The organism is Prevotella sp. (assembly GCF_036570325.1).
Lineage (GTDB): Bacteria > Bacteroidota > Bacteroidia > Bacteroidales > Bacteroidaceae > Prevotella.
Map to the genome: position 1 here is coordinate 1 of NZ_DATCYK010000124.1, position 2,214 is coordinate 2,214.

General features: G+C 51.3%; 2 protein-coding genes and 1 pseudogene. All 3 read left to right on the forward strand.

From position 1 onward, the window contains the following. A pseudogene (locus tag VIR50_RS11050) lies at window positions 1–225 on the forward strand (glycosyl hydrolase); the annotation flags it as partial. Window positions 226–248: 23 nt separating this feature from the next. Continuing rightward, window positions 249–1,463, forward strand: coding sequence for a DUF1735 and LamG domain-containing protein (locus VIR50_RS11055; protein WP_331935174.1), 1,215 nt, complete (start codon window positions 249–251; stop codon window positions 1,461–1,463). Between the two features lie 18 nt (window positions 1,464–1,481). Further along, the coding region (locus VIR50_RS11060) for a DUF1735 domain-containing protein (RefSeq protein WP_331935175.1) at window positions 1,482–2,214 on the forward strand (733 nt) is incomplete at its 3' end.

Sequence of the window (2,214 nt, forward strand, 5' to 3'; positions counted from 1 at the left end):
GGTTGTCCTGAAGAGAAGGTTGTATATTGTGAAAGTATGGGCTTGGAGCAACATCCCGAGGGTGGTATCATCGAGCGTTATGCGGCTTGGGAACCGGCTACGGGCCATAAAGGGGGCTGCGGCGCTTACTACATGGATAACAACTACGACAAGTCAAGCGACGGTCGTACCTATGGAATCTTCCGTAAAGCCATTCAGATTATGAACCCCGCATTGAATAAATAATCAACTTTAAGAATTTAAACATTATGAAAATCAAATATAGTTTCCTATCGGCAGCGTGGCTGCTGGGCGTATGTGGCGCTCTGTTCACGTCGTGTAACAGCGAGGGCGATAGCTTTGATTATGGCAAGAAAGGCATTTTCGTCACGGGAGCTGACGTCAATCCCTTGCAGACATTTGCCGTTGAGGACACTCCTTCCGAGTATCCTATCAGCGTGAAGGCCACCCATAAGGCCACAACCGATGTACATTTGAAGTTGGCCATTGACCCATCGCTCGTTGAACAGTACAATACGAAGAACAAAGCCTCGTTCTATCCCATCCCCAAAGGTGCGGTGGAACTGCTCAATCCTGATGTAACCATCAAGGCCAACAGCGCTGTTTCCACGGTAGCGGCCGTAAAATTGGTGTCAACAGAGAACTTTGAGGAAGGTCGTACCTACGTTATTCCGGTAACGATAGCCTCTACCGACGGAAGCGAAGACCTGATAGAAGGCGCCAAAACCATCTATCTGAAAGTGTCACGCACGATGAAGTTCCCCGCCATTGTCAACAATCCCAACGCCTCGAGCTGCTTTATCTTCGACAAGTCGGTACGTCTGACCACCTTTACCTATCAGATTAAGTTCTATAGTGATAGCTGGGGAGGCATGCACCGCCTATGTAATTTCAGCCAAAAGGACGAGAGCAAGCAGAGCATGTTGCGCTGGGGCGAGGGTAATTTTGGCGCCGATGTATTGCAGTGGGTCAACGCCGGTCCGGCCATTGTCAGCAAGACCCACTTCCAACCCAAGCGTTGGTACATGCTATCGTTGCAGTTCGACGGCTCAACTTACCGTTTGTTCGTCGACGGAGTGGAGGATGCAAACGCCACGGGCACACTTCCTGACGGCTTCCTCGACTTCCAACGCTTTGAAATGGGTATGTCGTGGGGTGGTTACCGCAGCCGTCAGTTCTTCCCCGGACGCTTCTGTGAGGTCAGAGTTTGGAGCCGTGCGCTCTCCGCAACCGAGATTGCGGCCGGCCTATGTGCCGTTGATCCCAAGGCCGAAGGGCTGGAAGCATATTGGAAATTCAATGAAAACAGTGGTCATGTTTTCCACGACGCAACCAAGAAAGGCTTTGATATGGACTGGACGAACACTTGGCGCGATGACAGAGAAAACGGCCAGTTGATTAACCACGATTATAGTAGTGCCATTCAATGGGTGATGGACGATGCCAATAAGTGTGTACAATAATCATCGGAGGATAAGAATATGAAAATGAATATAAAAGGTTTTGCCTATGCCCTCCTCGCATTGTCGGGCTTGTTTTTCGCAGCTTGCGACAGCGGAGTAGAGGACGGCGATATAGTGATTGATGGCTGCTCTTGTAATTTGGTCTACTTTAAGGCCAATGCGGACAATACCTTCAAGGGAACCGTAGTCCACACTCCGGTGGGCCATTTCGGCGGTGTCAGCGCCGTGTTTCCCGTGGCTATCCAGCGGCCTGCCGCTTCTAACACCACGGTGAAGGCCGTTATCGACAATTCTTTGATAGATGTTTACAACAAAGCCCATGGCACCGACTATGTGGCTATGCCCGAAGAAGCCGTTGAGACTGCGGGACTGACCGTTCAGATACAGAAAGACAGCCTTAAAGCGCAGGACGCTGTCAAGCTCTCTCTGAAGGAATCGGCCCTTCCTACGCTCACGGCCGCCGGTTACCTGCTGCCCGTCAGGATTGCCGAAGTTAGCGGTGATGGCAGGGGAAGTGAGGAACGTGGCGTTGGCTATGTCATCGTTACGACCGAGGAAAAGCTGGTCAAGGACATTACTTCGCCCGACGAAATGGTAGGAAAATTGGTTGCCGACTATGCCGGATGGACCGCCCGCTACGGCTCTAACGCCACAATTCAAACCGAAGAACTCTTTGATGGCGACCTCACCAATGGCGCTCAACTGCGCAATGACGGTGCCGATGGCAAGACAAAGACCATTATCGTCGACA